The organism is Bacillus fonticola (assembly GCF_012955605.1).
Lineage (GTDB): Bacteria > Bacillota > Bacilli > Bacillales > JC228 > Bacillus_CG > Bacillus_CG fonticola.
Genome location: NZ_CP052135.1, coordinates 1,645,703 through 1,671,806, shown reverse-complemented (window position 1 = coordinate 1,671,806; position 26,104 = coordinate 1,645,703). Strand labels below are relative to the sequence as shown.

Annotated in this window: 22 protein-coding genes and 1 pseudogene; 20 read left to right on the top strand and 3 right to left on the bottom strand. The window is 35.9% G+C overall.

The genetic code is table 11. The annotated features are described in order from the left end of the window. Positions 1-51: 51 nt before the first annotated feature. The 15 genes from galU to istB all read left to right on the top strand — a co-directional run bounded on the left by galU (position 52) and on the right by istB (position 17,997). Positions 52-945, top strand: a complete 894-nt coding sequence (galU, locus tag HHK01_RS08195) for a UTP--glucose-1-phosphate uridylyltransferase GalU (RefSeq protein ID WP_170007328.1) — start codon at positions 52-54, stop codon at positions 943-945. A 145-nt stretch (positions 946-1,090) separates the two neighbouring features. Next, complete coding sequence (locus tag HHK01_RS08190) at positions 1,091-1,471, top strand: type IV pilin protein (RefSeq protein ID WP_228027520.1); 381 nt, start codon at positions 1,091-1,093, stop codon at positions 1,469-1,471. 260 nt (positions 1,472-1,731) lie between these two features. Next, entirely contained in the window at positions 1,732-2,742 is a 1,011-nt protein-coding gene (locus tag HHK01_RS08185; RefSeq protein WP_170007327.1) for a virulence RhuM family protein, read from the top strand. A gap of 783 nt (positions 2,743-3,525) precedes the next feature. Further along, the gene (locus HHK01_RS08180; protein ID WP_170007326.1) at positions 3,526-4,155 is read left to right on the top strand and encodes a sugar transferase; all 630 of its coding nucleotides are present in this window, start codon (positions 3,526-3,528) and stop codon (positions 4,153-4,155) included. A gap of 28 nt (positions 4,156-4,183) precedes the next feature. Beyond that, complete coding sequence (locus HHK01_RS08175) at positions 4,184-5,080, top strand: SDR family oxidoreductase (protein WP_170007325.1); 897 nt, start codon at positions 4,184-4,186, stop codon at positions 5,078-5,080. 23 nt (positions 5,081-5,103) lie between these two features. Continuing rightward, the gene (locus HHK01_RS08170; protein WP_170007324.1) at positions 5,104-6,210 is read left to right on the top strand and encodes a glycosyltransferase family 4 protein; all 1,107 of its coding nucleotides are present in this window, start codon (positions 5,104-5,106) and stop codon (positions 6,208-6,210) included. Between the two features lie 17 nt (positions 6,211-6,227). Next, the gene (locus HHK01_RS08165; RefSeq protein ID WP_170007323.1) at positions 6,228-7,610 is read left to right on the top strand and encodes a nucleotide sugar dehydrogenase; all 1,383 of its coding nucleotides are present in this window, start codon (positions 6,228-6,230) and stop codon (positions 7,608-7,610) included. 2 nt (positions 7,611-7,612) lie between these two features. Continuing rightward, on the top strand, positions 7,613-8,587 hold the full coding sequence (locus HHK01_RS08160; protein ID WP_170007322.1) for an SDR family oxidoreductase: 975 nt from the start codon (positions 7,613-7,615) through the stop codon (positions 8,585-8,587). Between the two features lie 19 nt (positions 8,588-8,606). After that, positions 8,607-9,731, top strand: coding sequence for a glycosyltransferase (locus tag HHK01_RS08155; RefSeq protein WP_170007321.1), 1,125 nt, complete (start codon positions 8,607-8,609; stop codon positions 9,729-9,731). Between the two features lie 214 nt (positions 9,732-9,945). After that, positions 9,946-11,430 (top strand): asparagine synthase-related protein, encoded by a 1,485-nt coding sequence (locus HHK01_RS08150; RefSeq protein WP_228027519.1) that lies wholly within the window; start codon positions 9,946-9,948, stop codon positions 11,428-11,430. A 178-nt stretch (positions 11,431-11,608) separates the two neighbouring features. Next, the gene (locus HHK01_RS08145) at positions 11,609-12,547 is read left to right on the top strand and encodes an EpsG family protein (RefSeq protein WP_170007319.1); all 939 of its coding nucleotides are present in this window, start codon (positions 11,609-11,611) and stop codon (positions 12,545-12,547) included. 16 nt (positions 12,548-12,563) lie between these two features. Then, the gene (locus HHK01_RS08140) at positions 12,564-13,694 is read left to right on the top strand and encodes a glycosyltransferase (RefSeq protein ID WP_170007318.1); all 1,131 of its coding nucleotides are present in this window, start codon (positions 12,564-12,566) and stop codon (positions 13,692-13,694) included. 260 nt (positions 13,695-13,954) lie between these two features. Beyond that, on the top strand, positions 13,955-15,229 hold the full coding sequence (locus tag HHK01_RS08135; protein WP_170007317.1) for a lipopolysaccharide biosynthesis protein: 1,275 nt from the start codon (positions 13,955-13,957) through the stop codon (positions 15,227-15,229). Between the two features lie 738 nt (positions 15,230-15,967). Then, the gene (locus HHK01_RS08130) at positions 15,968-17,146 is read left to right on the top strand and encodes an AbiH family protein (protein WP_170007316.1); all 1,179 of its coding nucleotides are present in this window, start codon (positions 15,968-15,970) and stop codon (positions 17,144-17,146) included. A gap of 110 nt (positions 17,147-17,256) precedes the next feature. Next, positions 17,257-17,997 (top strand): IS21-like element helper ATPase IstB, encoded by a 741-nt coding sequence (gene istB, locus HHK01_RS08125; protein ID WP_228027518.1) that lies wholly within the window; start codon positions 17,257-17,259, stop codon positions 17,995-17,997. A gap of 310 nt (positions 17,998-18,307) precedes the next feature. On the opposite strand, the gene HHK01_RS08120 is transcribed toward istB, so the two are convergent. From HHK01_RS08120 to HHK01_RS08110, 3 genes are read right to left on the bottom strand one after another with little or no spacing between them, the layout of a single operon-like run. Further along, a complete protein-coding gene (locus tag HHK01_RS08120) occupies positions 18,308-18,880 on the bottom strand; it encodes a class I SAM-dependent methyltransferase (protein WP_170007315.1) in 573 nt (190 codons plus the stop codon). Between the two features lie 17 nt (positions 18,881-18,897). Further along, entirely contained in the window at positions 18,898-19,818 is a 921-nt protein-coding gene (locus HHK01_RS08115) for an NAD(P)/FAD-dependent oxidoreductase (RefSeq protein ID WP_170008719.1), read from the bottom strand. A gap of 30 nt (positions 19,819-19,848) precedes the next feature. Next, positions 19,849-20,250 (bottom strand): Rrf2 family transcriptional regulator, encoded by a 402-nt coding sequence (locus HHK01_RS08110; RefSeq protein WP_170007314.1) that lies wholly within the window; start codon positions 20,248-20,250, stop codon positions 19,849-19,851. Positions 20,251-20,372: 122 nt separating this feature from the next. On the opposite strand from HHK01_RS08110, the pseudogene HHK01_RS08105 reads away from it, so the two are divergent. The 5 genes and pseudogenes from HHK01_RS08105 to HHK01_RS08085 all read left to right on the top strand — a co-directional run. Continuing rightward, positions 20,373-21,332: pseudogene (locus HHK01_RS08105) on the top strand (IS3 family transposase); the annotation flags it as partial. A gap of 360 nt (positions 21,333-21,692) precedes the next feature. Further along, positions 21,693-22,655, top strand: a complete 963-nt coding sequence (locus HHK01_RS08100; RefSeq protein ID WP_170007312.1) for an HNH endonuclease — start codon at positions 21,693-21,695, stop codon at positions 22,653-22,655. 523 nt (positions 22,656-23,178) lie between these two features. Then, entirely contained in the window at positions 23,179-24,243 is a 1,065-nt protein-coding gene (locus tag HHK01_RS08095) for a Fic family protein (RefSeq protein ID WP_265575534.1), read from the top strand. A gap of 725 nt (positions 24,244-24,968) precedes the next feature. Next, positions 24,969-25,277 (top strand): hypothetical protein, encoded by a 309-nt coding sequence (locus HHK01_RS08090; protein WP_170007311.1) that lies wholly within the window; start codon positions 24,969-24,971, stop codon positions 25,275-25,277. Positions 25,278-25,492: 215 nt separating this feature from the next. Beyond that, positions 25,493-26,086 carry a DarT ssDNA thymidine ADP-ribosyltransferase family protein gene (locus HHK01_RS08085; RefSeq protein WP_170007310.1) on the top strand — a complete coding sequence of 198 codons (594 nt, stop codon included), beginning with the start codon at positions 25,493-25,495 and terminating at the stop codon, positions 26,084-26,086. The last annotated feature ends 18 nt before the right edge of the window (positions 26,087-26,104 follow it).

Below are 26,104 nucleotides of genomic sequence, written 5' to 3'. Positions count from 1 at the left end.
GGAAAAGACATATGAATTCAATTGCAAAAAGTTAAAAATGGGGTGAGGGGTTTGAAAAAAGTACGAAAAGCGATCATACCTGCTGCAGGATTGGGAACTCGCTTCTTACCGGCTACGAAAGCTCAACCAAAGGAAATGTTGCCGATTGTAGATAAGCCGACGATTCAATACATTATCGAGGAAGCGGTGGCCTCTGGGATCGAGGATATTATCATCGTGTCGGGTAGAGGGAAAAGAGCGATAGAGGATCATTTTGATAAGTCTTATGAATTGGAAGAGACATTGGCTAAGAAAGAAAAGTGGGATGTTTTGAAGGAAGTTCAAGCAATTTCTTCATTAGCTAACATTCATTATATTCGACAGAAGGAACCACTCGGGTTAGGGCACGCGATTGGCTGTGCCAAGAGGTTTATTGGGGATGAGCCGTTTGCTGTGTTGCTCGGGGATGATATTGTGCATTCGCCGGCGAATCCTTGTTTGGGGCAGTTGATAGATGTGTATGAGAGATATAATTCGTCTGTGATTGGGGTGCAGCGGGTTGCAGATGAAGATGTTTCTAAGTATGGGATTATTGCTATGAAAAATGGTGAGATTGATCGGAATTGTTTTCATGTTGAGGATTTGGTGGAGAAGCCGAGGAAAGATGAGGCTCCTTCTAATTATGCTATTATGGGTCGCTATATATTGAGACCTGAGATCTTCGATCTTCTTGATAGTCAAACTCCTGGGGCTGGTGGGGAGATTCAGTTGACGGATGCGTTGAAGACGTTGAATGAGAAGCAGATGGTTGTGGCTTATGAGTTTGAGGGTGTGAGGCATGATGTGGGGGATAAGTTTGGGTTTATTCGTGCGCAGATTGAGTTTGCTTTGGAGCGAGGGGACTTGAGGGAAGACATCTTGCATTATTTGAAGGGAATTTTGGAGAGGGATAAGGTTGTTTTGTAGGGGTTAGTTGGTTTGGGGGATACCTGACCAACTAGCTGTTTTTTTGTTTGGGAAAAGGGTTTGTGTATTAATTGGAGGATAGGGGAGCCTCAGCCTTGCGGCTGTTGTTTTTTTGGGGTTTGATTGCAAAAGTGGGGTATTAAATATGAGTTTGAGGGCTTATAAAAAGAAAATGATTTCCTTTGATTCGAAAAATAAAGGCTTTACCTTGATCGAAGTAATGGCGGTTCTTACTATTTTAGGAATCCTAACGGCTATTGCTGTTCCGTCTTTGTTGGGTGTAATAGAAAAGGCTGAACGGGATGTCTGTCGTGTGAATGTTTTGCAGTTGGAGAGGTTATATGAGAGATATTTAGTTTTAGAAGGTATTGAACATACAGATGTCGTTTTTGATCAGTATTTGCGAAATTATGGTGAAGAAATTTGTTCGGAACAAGGGGATGTCACATATGTTGATGGGAGAGTTCGGTTTAGTGATTTTCAGAGTGATGATAGAGATGAAAATGGTGGTGTTCCGTTTTTGTGATTGGATGGGGGGTGGGAAACGAGAAAGATATTAAGATATAGTTATAGAATGCTAGTTTTTACCAAGGGTTTGAGGTGCCTTTTAACGTGTAATTAAGCGTATAGAAAGGGTAAAGGTATTACCATTCAATCACAATTAACACAAATTTGTTGGGTTAAAAATATATATTGAATGGGATGATTGATTGTGGTTTAAGACGTGAATATGTATGGTAGATAGAAACCGGAAAGTTAATCAATCTATATTAAGTAGGTGATCTGATGGATTCAAGAATAATTATGTATCAGACCGAAGATGGTTTAACTAAAATAGAAACAAATTTTAATGGTGATACCGTATGGCTTTCAATAAATCAAATGGCAGATCTGTTTCAGAGGGATAAGTCTACAATCTCGCGACATATAAAAAATATCTTTACTGAAGGCGAGCTTGAACGTGATTCAGTTGTTGCAAATTTTGCAACAACTGCAGCTGATGGTAAAACCTATCACGTTGACTATTATAACCTTGATGTTATAATTTCAGTCGGTTATCGGGTAAAGTCGCTACGGGGTACACAATTTCGTATCTGGGCAAACCGTATCTTAAAAGAGTATTTGAAAAAAGGTTTTGCTATGAATGACGACCTTCTTAAGAATGCAGGAGGGGGCAATTATTTTCAGGAGCTTCTAGAACGCATTAGAGATATTCGTTCGAGTGAGAAAGTCTTATATCGACAAATACTTGATATTTATGCAACAAGTATTGATTATGACCCAAGAGCATCCGAATCAACAGAGTTTTTCCAAATAGTACAGAATAAAATGCATTTTGCAGCTCATGGTCACACAGCTGCAGAAATTGTTTATTTGCGTGCCGATGCAGACAAGGAATTCATGGGCATGACATCTTTTGATGGCAAGAGTTTAAGAAAAGCGGATGCTTCAATTGCCAAGAATTATTTAAGTGAAGATGAGATAAAGATTTTAAATAGATTAGTAACTGCTTACTTAGAATTTGCTGAGCTACAGGCAATTAGACAAAGACCTATGTATATGAAGGACTGGATAGAGAAATTAGATGACTTTATTAAAATGAGTGGTAGTGAATTGCTAAATCATGCAGGGAAAATTAGCCGCGAAAAGGCAAAGATCAAAGCAGAATTGGAGTACCAAAAATATAAAGAACGTAGCAAAGATCAATTAACGCAAGTTGAGAGAGACTTTATTGAGCATGTGAAGGTTACACAGAAGCAGCTTGAACAAGGAAAAGGTAAAAAGGGTGGAAGATAAAGTACGTCGACCACCTCAAAAGCTTTGGAGACTTCTCGGGATTAGTGGTATGAGTGGTACGTAAAATCGCATAACATTTTGATTGGAGATTGAGACGTGTGTAAAAGAATGAAAGCATAATACGATTTGCTTACGTTCTTATCATAAAAAGATAGGAACAGCTAGAAACGTTGAAAATACGTCGTTTTGAAGGATTTGTTCCTATGTTCCTAAGAATTCGGAAAAATGTATTTGATTGAATGTGTATTTGGAACTGACTATCGTAATCAGATAAGATGCCTAAAGCCTTGTGGAATAAGGGTTTGAGTCGTTTTTAGTGAGATTTATAGATTGATTGAATGGTATATATAATAGGAAGAAACTCGGTTTGAAGTGATTATGGAGTGAATATCTATTTTGTATTTGGTTGGTAGATTGAATAGATATTACGAGGTGAGTATCGTAATATGATAACAATACGCAATATATAGTATTAAAATTCATTTTATAACGACAAAACATACTATATGTTGATTTTTTCATCTATTTCTCATATTGAATAATATTTACGAGGTGAGTATTGGAATTTGATAAGAAAACACAATATGTAGTATTAAAATTTAATTAAATTCGGTAAAACATACTATATATTGATTTTTTCATCTATTTCTCATATTGAATATAATATCCGAGGTGGCTATCAGATAGAAATAACGATTTAGTGGTTTAGTAGTTGGTTAGAGGAAAAGAGCCTCTAATTAAGTCCTAATCTACTAAAGAACAAAGTTTAAGGAGTGTATCTGTATGTATATGAAGGTTAAAAGATTGATAGATATCATTCTTTCTTTAATTGGACTTATTGTTTTATCTCCCATTTTTTTAATTCTAATTATTGCTATTAAGATTGATTCAAGAGGGCCGGTTCTGTTTAAGCAAAAGCGTGTAGGAATTAACAAAACACATTTCAATATATTGAAATTTCGTACCATGAGAATCGATACACCGAAGGACACTCCAACTCACTTATTAAGTAATCCAGAACAGTATATCACAAAGATGGGTAAATTTCTGAGAAAAACCTCACTTGATGAACTTCCACAGATTTGGAATATTTTTGTGGGACAGATGAGTATTATTGGGCCAAGACCAGCACTATGGAATCAGTACGACCTGATCGCAGAACGAGATAAATATGGTGCTAATGATGTGCCACCTGGATTAACTGGTTGGGCACAGATTAATGGTAGAGATGAACTCCCTATTGAAGTGAAAGCGAAGTTAGATGGGGAGTACGTTGAGAAGATTAGCCTCTGGATGGATGTAAAGTGCTTCTTCGGAACCATCGTTAGTGTAGTGAAAAGTGACGGGGTTGTTGAAGGTGGAACCGGAGTTAAGAAGGAAGTTGCCAGTACTAAGGAGACAGAAACTTCATGAAAGTAAATAGAGTAATAGAGGTGTTGAAATGCTTTTAGTCACTGGAATCACTGGTCATACGGGAAAATACTTTTTACAAGAACTTATTAATAATCAATATGAAGGTTCTATTCGCTGTATTGTTAGGGAAACATCCGATACTTCTTTATTGGATAACAGCGGCTTAAATATAGAAAAGGTTGTAGGAGATTTAGATGACCCAGACTTTATCGATAGTGTGATGAATGGTGTTGATATGATAATGCACATCTATAATATTCACCATTCACCAATGATAGTGCAATCTGCTATTAAGAATAAAGTGAAACGGGCAATATTAGTACACACCACAGGAATTTATTCTGAATTTAAGTATGCCTCAGAAGGATATAAAAAAATAGAACAAAAGATTAAAGAGCTAAAAAGCGATACTAAATGTCTGACAAAAATTACTATTTTGAGGCCTTCCATGATATATGGAGATCTCTGTGATAGAAATATGAGTAAGTTTATTAAGATGATAGATAAACTTAGAGTCATGCCTGTAATCAACGGGGGAAATAGTTTCATTCAACCTGTGAATGCTAGAGATTTAGGGAAGGCATTTTTTACTGTTTTAATGTCTCCAGTAGAGTTAGGATACGCTTATGATCTATCTGGCGAAAGGCCTATTAGAATGATAGATGCTTTCAAGTTAATAAGCAAAGAACTCAATAAAAAAACTGTCTTCATCAGCGTACCATTAAGTTTAGGTGTACTAATGGCAAGAGTTATTAAAACTCTGACGTTAGGCAGAATCGATTATATAGAACGAGTTCAGAGAATGGGAGAAGACAGAAACTATTCCCACGACAATGCAACTAGTGACTTCGGTTATAATCCCATGACTCTTGAAAAGGGAATACAAATAGAAGTCCAAGAGTACCTAGAGAAGAATAGAAATTAGCTAAAATGAGTAGGAGCATTGATATGAAAATAGCTATACTTTCAAGCCATACATCATCATTGTTTTGGTTTCGTATGGATATGATGAAAGACTTTATAGAAAATGGTCATACCGTTATTGCTTTAGGCTCTGAGCCTGAAGCGGAATGGAAGAAAAAATTCGAAGAATATAATATTGATTATAGGCAGCTATATGTTGAACGGAATGGTATGAATCCACTCAAAGATTTAAAGACTTTAAGGTTACTTTATACATTCATGAAGAAAGAAAGACCTGATAAAGTGTTCGCATACCAAGCAAAAACGGTTGTTTATGGAAGTATAGCTGCAAGATTAAATGGTGTTTCAGAAGTATACCCTTTAATAGCTGGACTTGGATCGATATTTAGGGGAGAAGGTTTTAAAAACAAAATTGTAAAAACAATAATGAAAGTAGAATACTGGGCTGCTTGTAAATGTAGCAAGAAAGTATTTTTTCAGAATCAAGATGATAAAAATGAGTTTATTCAAAATGGATTAGTAAAAGACAAAAAGACGGTTATAATTAATGGCTCGGGTGTTGATCTTGAAAGATTCAAACCAACACAATTCCCAAAAGATCCGGCATTTCTATATATTGGTAGACTTATTAAAGATAAAGGGATAATGGAATACTTAGAAGCATGTAAAGAAATTAAAGATAAACACCCTAAGGTTCGTTGTTTGCTAGTAGGGCCATATGACAGTAATCCTTCTGCCTTAAAACCAGATGAGTTGAAACCTTATATAGAAAATGGTGTTATTGAATATTTTGGGGAACAAAGTGATGTGAGACCATTTATATCTCAATGTAGTACCTATGTATTACCATCTTATCATGAAGGTACGCCCAAAACGGTATTAGAAGCCATGGCAATGGGGAGGTCAATCATTACGAGTGATGCTCCCGGTTGTAGGGAGACAGTTATTGAAGGATTAAATGGATATTTAGTAAAGGTCAAGGACATCAAAGGGTTAACAAATAAGATGGAATACTTGATATCTAATCGTGAGATTTGCAAAAAAATGGGGCAAGAAAGCGCGAAGATTGCTAGAGAAAAATATGATGTTAAGGTTGTTAACCAAACAATTATCCAGACAATGGGTTTATAAACAAAGGAGAATTCAATATGAACTTATATGAGAAGATTGTTAATAGGGAAGAGAAAATTTCATTAGTAGGACTTGGCTATGTAGGTATGCCAATCGCTGTTGCTTTTGCAAAGAAAGCTGATGTGATTGGCTTTGATGTAAACAAACAAAAAATTGAACTTTATAAGAATGGTGTAGATCCTACAAAAGAAGTGGGAAATGAAGTAATCAAAAATACAACAGTCGATTTTACTTCAGATGAAGCAAGACTTAGAGAAGCAAAGTTTCATATTGTTGCAGTGCCTACACCTGTAAAAGATGATCATACACCTGATTTGACACCGGTAGAATCTGCAAGTCGTACGTTAGGTAGAAATTTGACAAAGGGTTCAATAGTTGTTTTTGAATCTACAGTTTACCCTGGTGTAACTGAAGATATTTGTGTACCAATTTTAGAAAAAGAATCAGGATTAAAGTGCGGTGTAGACTTTAAAGTTGGTTATTCACCAGAAAGAATTAACCCTGGTGATAAAGTTCATAGATTAGAAACAATTATAAAAGTTGTAGCAGGCCAAGATGAAGAAACCTTAGATATTGCTGCAAAAGTATATGAATTGGTCGTTGAAGCGGGTGTGCATAAAGCGGCAAGTATTAAAGTGGCTGAGGCTGCAAAGGTCATAGAGAATTCACAACGTGATATTAATATTGCTTTCATGAATGAACTTTCTATCATATTTAATAAAATGGGAATTGATACAAAAGCAGTACTTGAAGCAGCTGGAACGAAATGGAACTTCCTTAATTTCTCTCCGGGATTAGTTGGTGGTCACTGTATAGGGGTTGATCCATACTATCTAACATATAAAGCAGAGCAAATGGGGTACCATTCCCAAATCATTCTTTCAGGAAGAAAAATAAATGATGATATGGGTAAATATGTTGCTGAAAGTACAGTAAAGAAAATGATTAAAGCGAATAAACAAATAAATGGTGCGAAAGTAGCTATATTTGGTGTTACGTTTAAAGAGAACTGTCCGGATGTTCGAAATACAAAAGTAGTAGATGTAATTAAGGAATTGGAAGAATACGGAATAGATGTCAAAGTTGTAGATCCTCAAGCAGACAAAGAAGATTTATGGCATGAATATAGAATTAATCTTTGTGAAGTAGAAGAAATAAAAGAGATGGATGCAGTAATCTTTGCAGTTCCACACGATGAATTTAAATCTATTCAATTGGAAGATGTAAAAATGATGTTTGGGCCAACTGGATATGTAAATTTAGAAGCTATGAATGAAGTAGCAGCAACATCTGAGTTCGATATAGATATTGATAGAAAAGATTGCGTACTAATGGACCTTAAAGGAATATTTAATAGAAAAGAAGCAGAGGATACTGGGTTTGTATATTGGAGGTTGTAAAAATGGGATATGAAAATATTAAGTTTCCAGAAGGTAGTAAATTCTTAGTAACTGGCTCAGCAGGTTTTATTGGTTCCAATTTAGTAGAAGCCATACTTAAACTAGGCTATAAAGTTAGAGGGCTAGATAATTTTTCAACTGGAAAAAAAGAAAATGTAGAAGAGTTTTTAGGCAACCCTAATTACGAATTTATCGAAGGAGATATTCGTGATCTTGACACATGCATAAAAGCTTGTGAGGGAATCGATTATGTTTTAAATCAAGCTGCATGGGGGAGCGTTCCAAGAAGTATTGAGATGCCTTTGTTTTATGAAGAAGTAAACATAAAAGGTACACTAAATATGATGGAAGCAGCAAGACAAACAGGTGTAAAGAAATTTGTCTATGCTTCAAGTTCTTCAGTGTATGGCGACGAGCCAAATCTTCCAAAAAAAGAAGGAAGAGAGGGCAATGTATTATCACCTTACGCACTTACCAAAAAAGTAGATGAAGAGTATGGAAAACTTTATACAAAATTATATGGACTTGATACTTATGGTATGCGTTATTTTAATGTGTTTGGTAGAAGACAAGATCCTAATGGTGCTTATGCAGCAGTAATTCCAAAATTCATTAAACAGTTACTAAATGATGAGCAACCAACTATTAATGGTGATGGAAAGCAGAGTAGAGATTTTACTTACATCGAGAATGTGATTGAGGCTAACTTGAAAGCTTGTAAAGCATCTCATGAAGCAGCAGGACAGGCCTATAATATTGCTTATGGTGGGAGAGAGTTTTTGATTGATATCTATACTCATTTGTTGAATGCATTAGGAAAAGATATTCAGCCGATATTTGGACCTGATCGTAAAGGTGATATTAAGCATAGTAATGCTGATATTAGTAAAGCAAAAGATATGTTAGGATACAATCCTGAGTGGAGTTTTGAAAGAGGAATTGTAGCAGCAATAAGCTGGTATAAAAAGAATCTATAGAGTGATTGAGGTTTTCACTATGAAGAAAATTATTCATATAATTTCAGGGTTGGGAAGTGGCGGAGCTGAAAATATGCTTTTAAAGCTCTTGAAGTACTCTGATAAAGATAAGTATTATCATGAAGTAATCTCTTTGAAGGATGAAGGTATTATGGGTGAAAAGATAAAGGCCGAGGGCATAAAATTACACTCATTAAATTTAAACAAAAAGAACCTCTTTACTTCTTTAATAAAGGCTAGAAATATTTGCAAAGAGTTTGATATTGTTGATACTTGGCTTTATCATGCGGATATTTTTGGATTAATAATCTCCAAGATTTTATTAAAAAAGAAACTCATTTGGAATATTAGACATAGTAATTTAGATAAAGATGCAAACACATCTACAGTTTTAAAAATTGTAAAACTGAACTCTATATTATCTAAATACGTTAACAGAGTAACTTATAACTCAAACAGGGCATTAGAAAATCATTTAAGGGCCGGATATTCTGCCTGTAAGTCGAAAATTATTCCAAATGGATTTGAACTGAATAAATTTAAATTTGACTTAGCATTGAGGTCTAAAGTTAGACAAGATTTATGTATAGGTGAAAAGGAAATCGTTATTATAACTGTTGGTAGATGGAATATTCAAAAAGACTATTATACTTTGTTCAAAGCATTAAAAGAATTAAGAAATCAAAATAGGCACTTTAAAATGATTATGGTAGGAACTAATTTAGACGATTCAAATATAGAATTGAAGGATTTAATAAACCAGTATAACCTTAAGGAAAATATAATTTTACTTGGTAGAAGAAACGATATCCCAGCATTATTATCATCTTCAGATATTTATATTTCATCATCTATGGGGGAAAGTTTTTCAAATGCTATCGGTGAGGCTATGGCTTGTGAATTATACTGTGTTGTTACTGATGTAGGGGATTCGAAGATTATATTAGGAAATACCGGAATAACTATACCACCTAAAAATCCCCTTGCTTTAACAGATTCATTAGTAAGTTATTTTTCCTATTTGCATAGTAATGGTTTAGAAAAAAATACACAAGCACGAGAAAGAGTCATTGAGAACTATGATATTAGGGCCATAATTAAACTTTTTGAGTTAAATTATGATGAAGTAATTTTTGCTGATTAAGATAAAAGTCTGTCTTGAATTGGGTATAACTCTGGATAGTAAATCGATTAAAATAGTTATTAATCATAAAGGAAATCACAGAAATTGATTTAAAACTGTCAATATTATTTTATGTACTTCTTACAAAATTTGTTGTTTTGATTGAACTTAAATAACTAGTATTATTATTTTACCCGATTTGGGGGGGAGAATGTTGACAAGCGTATATTACAAGATGGATGAAAAGCATAAAAATGAACTATTTCGGTATTATGACCATTTAGGAACGGATTATCCGTATTATCTTGAGGAGAACTCAAGATTAATAATTTCGAAGAATATAGAAAATATCATTAATGAAATTCCTCAGACTCAACGGACAATCGATTCCGCTGGGATTATTGAAATTATTAGCAATAGTTTTTTATTATCAAATAGAACTCTAGTTAATGGAGTTAAACGTGCTCCATGGATGGGGAAAATTAGTGACTCTGGAATATGGGAGTATTCGGAGATTCCAAATCACTCAAATAGTAATTTGGATATTGAACAGGCTGCAAAGGTATTAAAACTACATTTGAAAAATGAAATGTTAAAATATATTGACAAAAGGAATACTATTGGTATTTTATTATCCGGAGGATTAGATAGTAGGATAGTTGCAGGTGTTTTACGTGAATTACAATTATCAAATGAGTTTAAAGGTGATGTTGTTGCACTTACATGGGGAGTCACAGAGAGTAGAGATGTAATATATGCAAGTGAAATTTGCAAAAAATATAATTGGGAGTGGAACCATTTAAAATTAGATGCTGAAGTATTAGAAGCCAATATCTATACAGCTGCAAAAATTGGTGCTGAATTTTCTCCATTACATTTACACGCCATGTCTCAAGTTCGTGAGGTAAAAGGCATAGACGCTATTATTGCAGGAAGTTATGGCGATAGTGTTGGCCGTGCTGAATACTCTGGAAGGCATCTACTAAGGGTTAAGGAAACATTACCGGGTAATTTAAATAAATTTGGTTTATTAAAAAGTGAAGTTATAAGAAGTAATTATTCAAGTATCTTAGATGATGCTTATGGTTATAAGAAATATATTAAGAGAACGCAAGAATATCAGTATAGGGAAATAGAACAGGAAATGCATTATATGAGAAGGAAACTTCAGGCGTGTATGAACTATATCTCAGAAAAAACCCCTGTTTACCAGTTGTTTACTGATCCAAAAACATTTGGATTTATGTGGGGGCTTGACCCTACTGTTAGAAACGATAAGATTTATGAAATTATCCTAAAAGGACTTCCTGATGAAGTTGGATCAATGCCATGGGCTCGAACAGGAAGATCGCTTAATAGCACTGTTATAGATAATAATACTACTTTGAAAACTCATCATAAATATGGATTATGGCTAAGAAATGATTTAAATAACTTTATTACAAAATTAGTGACAAGTGATAGAATTTTAAATTTAGGTATTTTTAATGAAAAAGCACTTTTAAAGTTAATTAAGATTTGGCCAAAATCCAGTACTATTACTACTAATCAAATTGACGAAATAATTTCTTGGTTAGCATCCCTATCATTATTTTTGGAGAAGTACAATATTAATAATAGTTTTACACCTCCAACTAATTTTAGAGATAAATTAAACTCTTTTTATGGGATTTCTTATGCTAAGGTTTATCAAATGGCTCGTGAAAAACAAAGGAAATAGGATTTTAAGTTAAGTTGTTAAGATTAAAGAAATATACTAACGCCAATCCAGAATTATTAGTTTGGAGTTTATATCTACAATATTAACGATTTTTATAGTTAAATAGTTAAGAGTTATGTCTGGTATAAGGATTATCTAAAATTAGAGGATAATAATAAATAGGAAAGGGATCATAGAAGTGGATAATCCCAAAAATAAAATAAGAATGTATCTTTACTTCTTAGTAATAATAACAATTTCTTTTTATTTATCATTAAGAGAAATCCCTACAGTAATAGATGATTATAATTATCTAAATTATGTTAGCAATGGAGGACTAATTCTTTTCAGTAATATTACAAACTTTTCATTTTATATTGTTAGTGAACCTTTATGGTTATTCATTAACTATTTACTAGGCTTACTTTTTGAACCTGTTTTAGCTGTTAGAGTTATTATTTTTGTATCAGTTTTTATCACATTATTTGCATTGGGGAAAATGACTCAGTATTCATTAATAAGCGTTTTTTTCTTTGTTATTATAGATCAACTGGTGAAAAATAATATAGTTCATTTAAGACAAGGGTTAGCATTATCAGTTTTTCTATTAGGTCTTTCATTAAAAGGGAAGTGGAGACATATTTTGTTATTATCTCCATTTATACATGTTTCTTTTTGGTTTTCTATTATATTTTATATTTATGAACTCTCATTAAAAAAACTATCAATTAATTTTAAAATGTTGTTTTTTTCTTTGTTTTCTATAATAGTTGCTTTATCCCTACCATTTATTGCTGACTTTTTGGGAGATAGACGAGCAACTTCCTACTCTTTTTCAACTCCTGAGGACGCTTCAGGTGCTGCTTTTATATGGTGGTCATTATTCTTAGTTGTTTATTTAGTCGGAGTGGGAAAAAATAGGATCTCTAAGTTATCGATTTATGGGTTGATCTTCTATTTAATTACTTATTTTTCTCTTGATTTTTCCGCTAGAATCTTTGAAAATTTTTTGGCTTTAATTTTAGTAAGTACAATTAATAGTAATTCCTTGTGGAGATATATTTTGTTAAGTTTGTTGTTTTTTTATGCCCTATTAACATCATTTCCATCAGGTCCAATGATATTTAACTTATACTAACGAGTAGGATGATAATATGTTTAAGAAAAGGAAAGTAGCTTTTTATTTACCAACCTTAAATGGTGGTGGAGCAGAGAGAGTAGTTGTTAATGTATTAAATAATTTAGCGAATGAAGATAATATAGAATTTTTGATGGTATTGAATAAAAAAGAAGGAGTTTTTGTTAATCAATTATCATCAAAGATCCCTATATATGAGCTTAAAACGAAAAGAATGAGAGATTCAATACCTGCCCTACTTAAATTTTTAAAAGAGGAAAAGCCTGATTTATTAATATCAGGGATGTCTCATGTTAACTTAATTACAATAATTGCTAATCGGATTTCTAAAAATAAAACAAAGATTATTGTTACTGAACACGCAAATCTAAGCAGTGTCAATAAGAAAAGTAAAAAAAATACATTATTTAATATTATAAAATTAATTCTAATGAAAAAATTGTATCCTAAAACTGAAAGAATCATTTCTGTCTCTAAAGGTGTACAGGATGATCTTCGTAAATATATCAAGCTTGATAATGAACAAATGAAAGTTATTTATAATCCTGTAATTTCTAATACTCTTTATGTAAAAGCAGCTGAGCAAGTTAATCATAGTTGGTACGAAAACAAAAAGAATCCAATCATTATAGGTATTGGACGATTAACTAGGCAGAAGGATTTTGAAAATTTAATCCAAGCTTTTTCAATTTTAAAAAGTCGGGTTGACTCACGACTTATAATTTTAGGTGAAGGAAAAGATCGTGAGAAATTAGAGAAATTAATTAAAGATTTAGGTCTAGAAGAATATGTTGATTTACATGGGTTTGAAGAGAATCCATATAAATTCTTAAGAAATGCGGATATGTTTGTACTCTCTTCTAAATATGAAGGATTACCAACTGTTTTAATTGAAGCTCTTGCTTTAAAGTGCAATATAGTTTCTACTGATTGCCCAAGTGGACCAAATGAAATTTTACGAGATGGGGAATTTGGTAGACTTGTCCCAATTGAAAACTCAGAACTTTTGGCTGAAGCAATGATTAATGGGATAGAAAAGCCGTTGAATATTAATGATAATGAAGAATTAGAGAATTGGTTAAATGAATTTGATTCGTCTCAAGTTGCTAATAATTATCTAAATTTGATTAAGGAAATTTTACAGTAGATTAATGGTTAAAAAAGAGAAGTATCATTACTATTTTTTAGGTCAAAATATCTTTTTTATGAACGTATTAATGTTAATGAGAATATTAAGAGTACACCAACAGAGATACGATTGATAGTTTTGACATAAGAAAATAGTTAAACGTTTTTAATATATATCGGACAGGTTAGATGGCAAATAAAATGGAACGAACGGAGTCATTATTCTTGTTAATGAAATCTGAAGTTTGTAATTACTAATTTGGAAAGGAGGTAAGTGGGTTGTCTAATTGTAAGATGAGTCCTTCTAAGAAAGTATTAAGACTTTATAAAAGTAGTGGTATAAGAACAATTTCCGGAGTTTTATCCGCAAACATATTTAATCAGTCTATAAGTTTCATCATTATTTTTTTGGCAACTAAGCTATTAAAAGTAAGTGATTTTGCTAGTTTTGCAATAGCTATGTCTATTACTATGTTATGGGCGTTGTTTTTAGACTTCGGGTTAAGTACGACAATAGTGAGGAAGTTTAATAATCTAGGAAATGAAAATAAAAGCAGGGAATTTTTAAGTCTATCTTATTCATGGAAGCTAATGGTGTTTTTGTTAAATATAATAATTAGCTTTCCTATAACAAAAGTATCAATTTACTTTTTTCCAATATTACAAGGTTATGAATCTTTAATTTATATATCTTATTTGTCAGGTGGTTTACTTAGCCTTTGGATGACAGTTAGAGCAATTGAGCAAGCTCAAAAAAACTTCACCAACTTTAAAAAGTATACTTTTATTTATGGGTTTTTGAGACTGATATTTATATCTTTAATATTAATAGTTGATAAATTTGAAGTAAATTACGTCTTTTTAACATTATATGCTTTACCACTGTTTTTACTTTTATCTTTTGATGTGGTAAAAAACAGGGGGTTAATGAAAGTTTTTCGCAAAGCCGATTGGAAAGAATTTCTAACTGTGGGTTTTTCTTATAGTAAATGGGTTGCACTTTCTGGACTTTTTTTTATGTTGCTTTCAAGACTTCCTCAATTTACTCTTGGTGCTAGCTCTTCGGAAAAAGAAGTTGCATTATATAGCAGTGCCATTACTTTTGTTGTAGTATTTTCTTTACTTAACGATACAATTAGAACAGTAATAATGCCTGATATAACCATTATAAAAACTAATGAACAGCGTAAAGTTTATACGGCAAAGTTATTAAAGTTTTTACCGTTTGTTGTGGGCCTAGGATTTATAATAATAGCAATTATATCTGTGATGATATACTTCTTATTAGATGAAGTCTACAAGGAAAGTATTCCTGTTTTTTGGATCATAGGTCTAGCCCATGTTATGTTAATTTATATTGGACTTTTCAATATCCTGATTCATTCCTATGGTGTACCAAAACTCAATGCTATAAATAATTTAGTAAGACTATTAGTATTAATAGTGTTACTTATTGTAATTCCTAAGAGTGCTATTTCAGTCAGTGTAACTTATGCAATAGTTGTAGTTTTAGGGGAATTGAATTTGCTGTTTAAAATAAGAAGATTGGGATGAGGACCTGTGAATAAGATACTGGGAGAAACACGGGGACGGTTCCTGTGTTTCCCTAATCTTTACCAATATTGTAAACCGAGATAAAGTTCTTTTGGGGGGTGCCTGTCATCACACGAATTTTCTTGTTTCACTGTTTTTGACACCCTAAAATTACCGAAAGTTGACTGTATTGCCTGTCCGGAAGTGGACGAGTATAATGTCCATATTTTGAAGGCGTGAGCTATAATGAGCGAGTAGCAACAAAACTCTGAATAAGCGATGAGGAGATCATGAAACACGGGGACGGTTCCTGTGTTTCCCTAATTTTCACCAATATTGTAAACCGAGACAAAGTTCTTTTGGGGGGTGCCTGTCATCACACAAATTTTCTTGTTTCACTGTTTTTGACACCCTAAAATTACCGAAAGTTGACTGTATTGCCTGTCCGGAAGTGGACGAGTATAATGTCCATATTTTGAAGGCGTGAGCTATAATGAGCGAGTAGCAACAAAACTCTGAATAAACGATGAGGAGATCATTTCCCAAAGTGTTCGACTACCTGTTCAGCATGTATCGTGTTCTATGATTTCTCGGGCTACCGTATTGACCGGCATTTCTGCCATCAATCGCATTACCCATGTTCGCGCTTCTTGATCGTTTTCGCCAACTTGATCATTGGCGACGAAGTTTATTCACAGTCATCACACCCCATCAGGTATAGCGAAGAAGCATTTTAAATGGGAAAAGGGGGTGAAGGACGTGGCAGAAGAATACCTAAGAATATGTGAAGATTGCGGTGCTCCTTACTTTACTGCTGGAGAACAAGCCTTCTATGAAAATAAGAATCTCACATTGCCGAAACGCTGTAAGAAGTGTCGTACTGCTAGGAAACAAGAGTGGGAACAAGAACAAAAAGCAAAGAAACTGATAGAACAAGCTGAATTTTTCAAACAGGCATTAATCGCTGCACCATTCAAGAGCGTAAGCATTGATAGCTTTCCAACAGGTGATCCATCAGTCACACTTAACATCATAGGTAATGGCTTTGATCTGATGCATGGTGTAAAGTCCAGTTATTACAATTTCAGAGATTCGCTCGGGAAAAACAATTCACTGCGTTTTGCTCTTGAAACCTACCTGAATGTTGAAGATGTGTGGGCTGATTTTGAGGATGCTTTAGCTCATATCAACAGTGGAGCTATGTTTGAAGTTATTGATATGTGGCTTGACGACTTCAATGCTTATGACCCGGATGCACAGGCGGCAGATTTTTTTGCAGCTGTTGACACAGCGACTGGACCTTCGCAAACGATAACTAATGATTTGCCTCGAAGATTTCGTATGTGGGTAGAGTCATTGAAAGTGCCGGATATGGCCTACAGACCGCTCGATGGAGTAGTCTGTAATTCCAATACGCTTAACTTTAACTATACGGAATTTATAGAAGAGTTGTATGGCGTAAAAAAAGAGAATGTTTGCTATATTCATGGTTGCAGACGGAAAGAGAAATACCACCCGAAGGATAAGTTGATAATTGGCCATGTTCCTGGTGCAGGTGACGATGACTTAGTTGGTGATTACAGATTGCCGAAGTATAAAAACAGTCGGAAACGCGAGATGGTAGAAGCAGCAATTGATACGGCGGCACGGAACCTTTCTTGGTACGATGAAGAAACCACAAAGAACTGCAAGGATATAATAAAGAATAATCAAGAGTTCTTTGATGGCTTGTCGAATGTGAGCAGAATAATCATTGTTGGCCATTCACTTTCTCCTGTGGACTGGGATTATTTTAAAAAGATAATCAACGTAAACAAAAATAAGAAGAACATTGAATGGTTTATTAGCTGTCATAGTGCCCGCAATATAGAAAGTATTAAGATGTTTACAGGTGCAATGGGTATAAAGGTGGATCAGATTACATTGTTTATTACATAATGCGCACACGCTGCTAGTGATGATGAGATACTGGCGTTTATAGATAAAGATGCAGAGGTATAATTGCGGGTTCCGTATTGCTTAAAACTATTTAGCCCCCATATGAACTTGTGCGAAAACGGAAAACGGGGTCAGAAGGTGCCGACTATCTCCCAACGTTGATTTCGAAAGCGGAAGAAGAAGATTGGACGTATCGAATGTTTATCCATCACTTAACGGATTATGAACAAAAGCGCCGTGATGAAAAACAAATTGAAAAACGGTTAAAATGGGCCGCATTCCCTTTCTATAAAACTCTTGATGCATTCAACTTGAAAGAGCAGCAGTCGATAAGCAAGAAGCAAATCAACCAATTAAAAGAGTTCACGTGGTTAGACAAATTATACAACCTCATTCTTTTAGGACCAACGGGAGTGGGTAAAACTCTCCTATCAACGGCACTAGGAATAGAAGCTATTTATCAAGGTTACAAGGTGTCATTTGTCTCCATGGGGGAACTCATTCACACATTAAAAACAGAGGAATTTACAAGAAAGTCACAGACCAGAATGAAAAGCATCAGAGATTCTAATTTGGTCATTATAGATGACCTGATGTATATGGCGATGGACACACGTGAAGCCAACCTGTTTTTTCATTTGATTAATGACTTATATGACAAATCATCCGTCATTATAACATCAAATAAGGCCCCTCAAGAACGGGGGGAATTATTAGGTGATCCAGGTATCACAACCGCCATATTGGATAGGCTCATTCATCGTGCAGAAGTGATACATTTTAAGGGGGAAGAAGGTTATCGAATGAAACATCGTTCTTCCATTTTTGGGGACGAAAGTGTCCAAAATTAATTAGTGAAAAGTGTTCATTTTTACTTGACGGTTACACAAAGTATTTACGAATAGAATAACGTCAACGATTTTGAAGTAAAAAATCCCAAATCCTCCTTATTTTTAGCGAGGATTTAGGCTTTTGGTCTTCCGCAATCACGCCGATTGTGGAATATCATTTTCTATTGAATAGAATCGTTGTACGGTGCAGCACTTTGCTTTGCTTTGTTTTGTTAGTATTGCTTCTTAAACATAAGCACACCTTCAGCTCAATTTTAATTGTATACTTTAGAGACACTTAATGTCCTTAATTATGCAGAAATTTAATCTTTTAATCCGTCTTCTGCGCAACGAGAATGTATAGAGATTTCGCTGGGAAAAATTTTTCTGTTACCTGAAATCCGGCTTCTTTCATTTCCTGCTCCATTCCTTCCAATGTAATTCTCGGTGCCTTCTCGGAACTTCCTTTTGGTTGTAGTTCAAGACAGATTAGATAGCCTTCTTTTTTTAGTACATTTTTCATTTGATGTAACAGCGGTGCCAGGGGCTGTATTTCATGCAGTACCAGAGAAGCAATTATCATATCGATAGAGCCATCAGGTAAAGAAAGTGCCTCCATACTCCCTTGCACAGGGACAATATTCGTAAGCTGTTCCTTCAAGGCTTTCTCTTTTATTATTTCCAGCATAGCAGCGTCGATATCTAGCGCGTATACGTTGCCCATGATCCTTTTAGCCGCAGGGATGGAAAAATAACCGGTTCCAGCGCCAAAGTCCAAGATGCTGTCCGTTTCTTTTAAAGGAATCATGTTCAGTAGCTGTTCCGGCGAGAATTCTTTTCTTCGTTCGGGACTTTCCAAGTACGATACTTTTCCTTTGCTGTGCTTGCCATTCGGGTGATGCATATATATCCTCCTCTTTTTTAAGCGTGCTGTTTATCCTGGTTAAATTTCTCTTCTATCAGTGCTGCGTTCACAGACATGGCAGCCATAGAGCCCTCTGCTGCCGAAACAATTAATTGGGAGGGACCGGCAATTCGCGTATCTCCGCAAGCAAATACCCCTTCCGTATTCGTGCGTTGCCAGCTGTCGGTTTCAATTCCGCCATGCTCGTTTAATGTATATTTAAGTGTAGAATCAAAAGAAGCAGCCTGTTTCCATTCCGCAGTTATAAACCCTCCTTCACGGAGCACTGTCGTACCATCTTCAAGCTGAATTTTTTTCAGCATCCCGTCTTCGCCAATGAAAGTGGCGATCTTCTTTTCATTAATACTGATTCCGTAGCTTTTGAGCAATTCTTGTTCTTCCAGCGAAAGTATCTTATTTCCATTGGTAAAAATAATTAAATCGTTCGTCCAATTGGATACCATTTTCGCCATATGAAGCGCCTTTTGATCATTTGCAATCACTGCCAGCGGTCGATCTCTTAATTCCCAGCCATCACAGAAAGGACAGCTGAACAGGCTCTTGCCATAGAACTCTTTCACCCGTGGGATATCCGGAAGGACTTCCTTAAAGCCAGTTGCGAGAATGATTTTTTTCGCGCTGTATACTTCCCCATTTTCTGTCTCCACCTGGAACAAGGTGTTTTCTTTATTAATACGATGCACCCGTTGCTTTTCGATCCTCACGTCTGGGTACTTGCTTAATTCTTCATGGGCAACCCTTTTGAATTTCTGAGGATCAATACCGTCCCTTGTGATAAACCCGTGAGATTCTGAAACAACCGCATTTCTCGGTTTGTTGTCATCGAACAGGATAGTTTTACGTCTTGACCTTCCAAGAACTAATGCAGCATTCAGTCCAGCTGGCCCTCCGCCAATCACAGCGCAGTCTACTATCATTTTGTCCACTCCTTTAATATTACTTTTTTGTTATTTCTGTTTGGATTCTGCCTCTTTAGCAATATTGATCAAAAGCTTTGATTTCAGTTCAGCTTTCATATTTTCCTCTGCCTGCCTCATTACGTTTTCAATCAAGCAGCCTTCATGATGAATGGAGCAGTCGAATAAGCTAGTATCTCCTTCAGTCGCATGAATAACATCTAAAAAGGATATTTCATGTTTTTTTCTGGAGATTTTATAGCCCCCCTTCGCACCAGGCGTCGACTCGATTAAACCGGCTTTCGTAAGTTTGGTTAATATCTTAGAAAGGTAAGTCGGGGAAAGATGTTGCATTGCGGCTAATTCCTGCACTCCCACCGAGCTGTCCCTAGGCTGCAGCATTAAATGGACCATCGTATGAAGGGCGAAGTTTGTAGCGTTTGAATACCTCATACATAACCTCCTCATTTAAAACAGGTATTAAAGACTCTTAATATCTTTAATACAAATGAGTCTATCACTAGACGTGAAGGAAGTCAACATCCCCCTCTGTTAGGGCTGAGTATTGTCGTAAAAAGGGATTGTCTCGTGAACGCTGGGTGGCAGAAGGTGATGTAAAGGTCGACCAGCGTCCAATCGTCGAAAGACCCGTGCCAAAAAGTAAGTTGTCTGAAGAAGAAAAAGAGGAGATTCTGACGGTTGTCACACAAGAAGAGTACGCCGATTTACCGCCGACACAAATTGTACCAAAGCTTGCGGACAAAGGAACTTACATTGCGTCAGAATCCACATTTTATCGTGTGTTACGGGGAGAAAACATGCAGCATCACCGTGGTCGTAGTCAAAAGCCCGAGAGACGGATCCCTGAAAGTCATCTGGTAACATTGCCAAACCAGGTATGGACATGGGATATTACGTGGCTTGGTGGACCTGTGAAAGGTTTGTTTTATCGACTCTATTTAATTCTCGATTTATTTAGTAGAAAAGTAGTTGGTTGGGAAGTCTGGGAAACAGAAGAGGCAAAACACGCCGAAACGCTCGTGAAAAAAGCAGTCATCAATGAAAGAATCCAAGGGGCACCACTCGTGTTGCATTCAGATAATGGGAGCCCGATGAAAGCCGAGACATTTTTGAGTTTACTAGAGAAAATGGGCATCCAAAGCTCCTTTTCAAGACCACGTGTGAGTAATGATAACCCTTACTCAGAAGCGATGTTTCGGACACTCAAATATCGACCCGATTTTCCACACAAAGGGTTTGCATCACTCGAGGAAGCGAGACAATGGGCACAGCAATTCGTCCATTGGTACAACGAGATTCACCTACATAGTGGGTTGAATTTTGTGACGCCCGTACAGTGTCATAAGGGAGAACACGTAGCCATATTGGAAAAGCGAAAAGACGTATACGAAGCAGCGAAGGCAAGGCATCCCGAACGCTGGGCACGAGGCGTAAGAAATTGGACACCGAATGAACAAGTAGCACTTAATCCGATGCGAGATGAGGAGCAAACGGAAGTATTGAGGAAACCATAATATTCCCCATTTCCTTTCGATTCAAATCACCAGGCCAGCAAGCGCAGCGCGGTAGCCTTGACTGATCTTGGGATTGATGCCATTTTTCGAAATACTAAAGTATTTAAATGCGACAACTATATTGACAAACACCGCTTATCGAAGAGGAAAACATAGAAACGATTTTATCATGTTGTGCAGTCCATTGGGAGGGTGGATTGTAATATATATGTATGGATAAAGTAACGGCAATGTACGCGCGTTAAAAAAATTTTACCCCTTTTTGTACCCTCTAGTAGTAATAATTTGATTGTCTGGCAGGATTTCGTATGCTGTTGGTCGTATAGAGTAAAAAAATAATGTGGTCAGAGGAGTTGTGTTATGGATAAAAAAGAACGATTTTTTGTACTCGCTGATTATATGGAGAAGCAGCTGCTTTTGTCTTTACCGTTTTATTCAGATGTGAGGATAAAGAAGCAGCTGGATCGAAGTAAGTATTGGCTTATTATTAAGCCCTATCCCAATGACGATTACTTTACCTTTTCCTATACTAGCACCCCTGGTTCGGAACGGTCCGTAAGGTTCATGTTTACACCAGATTTTAAGAAAAAGAAGTCAGTGAAGAAGAAGCCTTTTGAAGCTTTCATGAAGAAGTACCGGACAGATATCGCCATAGCATTGGAAGTATCAAAAGAAAAGATCGACGTTACCGCACAGAAATGGAAAGGGGTCAGGTGGAAAATCGAAAGCAACCCTTCCCAATGGAATGACTTGGAGGTAATGGAGCAATATACAAAAAAGATGCTCCGCTTTGTGGAAGTAATGAAACCACTTATTGAGGAGTGGTACATTGAGGCTGGGTATTCTCACGAAATTAGAGGGGCTGGCTTAAGGTATGACGAAGCGGAAACGTTAGGTAATGTGGAGACCGTTGGTGCACCGGGGTTTGTTCCTTTAATGGATGAGAGTGTGAGCCATATAAGTCAGACGGTGAAAGAACGGGTACAACAAGATAGATTTCGGGAGGACCTTTTGAAAGCGTATGGAAGTCGATGTGCGATTTCAGGCGAGGGGACATCGGAAGTTTTAGAAGCGGCACATATCCAGCCTTACATCAATGAGAAGAGCAACCATATTCAAAATGGACTTGTGTTGCGGATTGATTTGCACCGCCTTTTTGATGCTGGGCTATTAACTGTTTCACAAGATTATGAGATTCAAGTAAGTGCACAAATACAGTCCAATTATTACCAAGCCTATCATGGACGACAGTTATTGTTGCCACAAGAGAGTGAGAATTACCCATCGAAGGCAGCACTCGCACTACATCCGTTTAGTGGGTAGAACGAGAGAATGAGCAGGTCGTCCTCCGTTTGCTGCAAACGGTCCAGACTAACTCTTGTATTACGTAGTACAAATATACTATTCAATAGATCTGGCGTTATTGTGGAAAGTTGTACAAAAGTAAAAGAATATAGCCTCTCTTTACTAGGGTTACTATCTAATAGAAGGAATGCATTTCATCAAGCTTATTACCTTAATCGGTGATGGGCTATTTTTTTATCCATTTTTAAATACATCTACACCGCATAGTAATCAAAACTGTAAAAGTATGATGATGAAAAGATAAAAAGCGTGAATTTCATACCAGATTTAGCGTTTTTGATTTGAAAATAATCTAGATATTGATTTTTTATCTTTTTAGCATCAAGGGGATGGTTTTTAACGGAGAAAACAAAATGGAGATATGGAAGGACTAAAGATGGAAAATTAATTAAAAGGCTAAGGAACTGCATATCATGTTGCTTTTGTGCATAAAATAGGGGTATTGTTTATGCATAAAGGCAACGGATAAGGTAGGTAGATAATGATGAAATCATTTGATTATTTTGAGATAGATCAAGAACTTTATACACCTGAGATAGTAAACCTTCTTTCAGCGATCCATGAATACAAAGGCAAACAAGAGCTTTTTATGGAGGCGCAGCCAAATATTTTAGAGGCTATGCTTAGGGTAGCTAAAATCCAAAGTACTGGTGCGTCCAACCGAATTGAAGGGATTTTCACAACGGAAGCCCGGTTAAGTGAGCTTGTCGCAGAAAATGCGGATCCAAAAAACCGTGATGAGGAAGAAATAGCTGGTTATCGTGAAGTGTTAAATACGATTCATGAAAACTATGAGTACATCAGAGTGAGGCCTAACGTCATACTGCAGTTACATCGAGATTTATACACATACAGCCCTTCTGCGACAGGAGGACGTTTTAAGAACATCGATAATGTAATTGAGGAAGTGGACAGCGAAGGGAATCAGCGGGTGCGTTTCCATCCTTTATCTGCATATGAAACACCTGAAGCCATGGAAGCGCTTTGCACTACGTTTTTAAAGGCTGTGAACCAAAGTCGGATTGACCCGCTACTGTTAATCTCAAAGTTCATTTTTGATTTTCTAAGCATTCATCCTTTTAATGATGGAAACGGGAGAATGAGTCGCTTGCTGACACTTTTACTCCTTTATCAAGAAGAGTATATTGTGGGGAAGTACATCAGTATTGAGATGATTATTGAGAAAACAAAGGAAAGCTACTATGAAGTGCTAGAGGAAAGTTCAAAAGGATGGCATGAGGGCAAAAATAACTATGCTCCTTTTGTGAAATATTATCTAGGAGTTATTCTAAGTGCCTATAAAGAGTTTAGCAGTAGGGTTGAAACGATACGAAATCAAGGGCTTACCAAAGCTGAACGTGTCCGACATATTTTCGCGACTAAGGTAGGGAAGATATCAAAAGCAGAAATTGCTACACTCTGTCCAGACATTAGCGTTACTACGATTGAAAAAGCACTATCAGACTTATTGAAGGAAGGTTTTATAATCAAGGTTGGTGCTGGGCGGAATACAGCATACATTCGCAACCATGACTTTGAAGAATAAACTACCCCAAAGAAGCACGGGGACGGTTCTCGTGCTTCTTTTTTGTTATACACGAACAAATGTTCTTGATATTCTTTTACTAATGGGCTATTCTGAATATAACAAAAGGTGTAAGGTGTGAGGTTATGGGCTGCTGTGATAGAAAGCATTGGGCAAAAGGGATGCAGTGGTACTGAATAGGTACTGAATACAAGCTGATGTGCAGCTGTTATCTGATGTAGAAGGAATTTGTATTGTAGGTCTCCCAGACGCTTTGCGAAGGAGTCGAAGCATCAGGTGATGGCTGCTTTTTATTCAAATGATTGGAGATCCGGTTTGTTGAAACATTACATGAAGTCATCGAGTCTTTTCAAGTTAATTCACCCCTTCTTTATTTACTACATCTCACACCTCAGACATTCCATTAAGTATTACACCTACCTATGACAAACCCATCTGGGAAGCTATGACAATGTTACATTCTGGTAATGGGCAGAAAGGATTGGCGGTAGACATTTATCATCCCATATTTTGAACTTTATCTTGAGGAGTGAAGAAATGCCCCGAAGAGCTAGGGTGAAAAGTGATTCAAAAGTGAAAATGTAGAAACGGATAATTATTTACTAACGGTTAAAAGGTATATTCATCAAAACCCAGTAAAAGCTGGTGTCGTAGATAAGGTTGATGAAGGGAAGTGGAGCAGTTGTCTTGGATACTATGATAAAAGTTATTTTCCGAGTGATTAGTTGGATAAAGACTTACTATTAGGGATGTTTCCTGGAGATAGAACAATTGCAAAAGAGAAATTTAAAGCATTTAATGAAGAGCTGAATCATGATAAGTGTCTAGATGAACGCATTAATAATAGTAGAAAAATGGATGAAGATGCGAGATTAGAAATTAGACAGACACTAGGTTCGATTGAGATAGCGCAAGTAAAGAGTTTACCTAGGTTAAAAAGAAATGAAGTCTTGAGAAAAATAAAAGGAATAGATGGACTATCACAACGTCAGGCTGCAAGGATCTTAGGCGTTTCTGCGAATCTTATCTTTTAAGGCGTAGCGTGGGATATGTTGGGGATTGTCCTTTAGGTTCATGTACCCAGCCCTTGAATACGCTACAATTGATGGTGAAATTATCTCAAGTGGAAGCAAAGGAACCGTCCCTTTGCTTCACATTGTAGAAAAAAACTCCCACTAAATCTTAACTCAATCGAATAAATATCACGGCTTGCTATATTGGCAGTATTATAATAAGGTGGAATTCAAACATGGCAATTGATAATATAAAAACGAGCAAACTCTTATATCATTTGACAAGATTGTCGAACCTAGACTCCATATTGGAACACGGTTTAGTATCAAGAAAATTAGTGAAAGATAGTGATGTTCGATTTTTTGATATTGCAAACCAAGAAATCATTACTAAGCGAACAGAACTTGGATTGGATGAATATATACCTTTTCATTTCCATCCGTATTCCTCATTCGATGTTGCTGTAAAAAGCACATATGCAGATGAAGAATTCATATATATTTGTATTACGAGAGGGCTAGCCAAAGAAAATAATTTCAAAATACTACCAATACATCCACTTAACAATAAAGAAAATTATCAATTATATGACTATGGTGAGGGCTTTGAAGCAATTGATTGGGATACGATGCACACACCAGGAACGGAAGAACGATATACTAAGAATGTAAAAATGGCTGAATGTTTGACGCCTTTAGTTGTTCCAGCCAAGCTTTTTCAATGTATTTATGTAAAAAATGAAGCAACAAGGGCGATGGTTAAGAAGAAATTGCAATCAAAAGGAATTTACAAAATGCCACCGTTTGTGGATATAGGTCACTGGCTATAGAAAAAACTGTTGAAGAAA